General features: G+C 44.7%; 2 protein-coding genes. Both read left to right on the plus strand.

Translation table 11 applies throughout. The annotated features are described in order from the left end of the window. Positions 1 to 533, plus strand: a 533-nt coding sequence (locus HP456_RS24085) for an MFS transporter (RefSeq protein ID WP_172255691.1), incomplete at its 5' end; no start/stop codon positions are given. Positions 534 to 1,047: 514 nt separating this feature from the next. After that, positions 1,048 to 1,300: hypothetical protein (locus HP456_RS24090; protein ID WP_172255693.1), on the plus strand; the 253-nt coding region annotated here is incomplete at its 3' end.

The raw sequence follows: 1,300 nt of genomic DNA on the forward strand, positions 1-1,300 counted from the left end.
TCACATTCGGCTATGGATCGATTGTAACATTCATCGTGATCTTTGGTGAAGAACGTGGAATACAGCATATCTTCTTATTTTATTTATTCAATGCAATCATGGCTTCCTTGTCAAGACCGATAGCAGGTAAGTGGTTTGACGAACGCGGACCTAAGGGACTCGTCCTGTTCTGTATCATGATTACATTTGTAGGTATGTGGGTATTATCGTTTGCGCATTCCGATGCACTAATCATTATTTCAGGCATTCTGTTTGGAGTGGGATTCGGTTCACTCATCCCGACACTTCAATCCTGGACATTGTCCATGACACCTGACAACCGCCGGGGAGTTGCAAACGGGATGTTCTTCTCGTCCATTGACCTGGGTATCGGATTGAGCGGCCTGGTATTCGGCGTACTGGCTCAGTTTGTAGAAATCGGGATCCTTTTCCAGATCTCAAGCCTATTCCTGCTCCTCGCCTTCGTAGTAGCCATACTAGAGGGCCGGAAGCAACAAAAGCGGAGACGGCTTGGTCAGGCCCGACAAGCATAAGATGAATTGCCCGAGAAGGCGGTCTTTGCCTTCACGGGAAATTAACCTTATGACCTCGAGGGGCTAGCCGTCGCAGCTGGATGAACCAAAAGCGGAGACGGCTTGGTCAGGCCCGACAAGCATAAGATGAATTGCCCGAGAAGGCGGTCTTTGCCTTCACGGGAAATTTACCTTGTGACCTCGAGGGGCTAGCCGTCGCAGCTGGATGAACCAAAAGCGGAGACGGCTTGGTCAGGCCCGACAAGCATGAAAACAATTCATCATTATAGTTTACACCTTCAATAAAGGTGGTAAATATTTAGGACTATCAATTTTCTTGAAGGCTGTAGCCTTTTGGTAATGGATAGTCCTTTCTTATGTAATGGATGTAAGCCAAAGGAATCACGGAATAAAGCATCAATTAGTAAATGAAAACGAAATGAAATTTTATCCTGTCGAAATTCTGATAGAATGGTAGCCATAGACTAGTCTGTGAGTCGCATCCAAAATGGATTCACATATAACGGAGGACATTATGATAGAAGAGAAATTATTGATGGAGAAGTCGTTTTATGAAACTTTTTTAATAGAAAAAGAATCACCCCTTCATCCTATAGAAGTGCTCGGTGCTGCATTTGTGGAAGAGCAGCAGAATGAGCCGTACGACTTAACGTATATCCGCTATGCACAGGGGGAAGTGTATTTTCACAGTAAAGATTATGAAGCCGCGATTTTTAAGTGGGAAAGCATTTCAAATGAGATGGAGCCGTGGGCAAAGAAAAGTATTG

The sequence above is a fragment of the Bacillus haikouensis genome, from assembly GCF_013179555.1.
Classification (GTDB): domain Bacteria; phylum Bacillota; class Bacilli; order Bacillales; family Bacillaceae_B; genus Rossellomorea; species Rossellomorea haikouensis_A.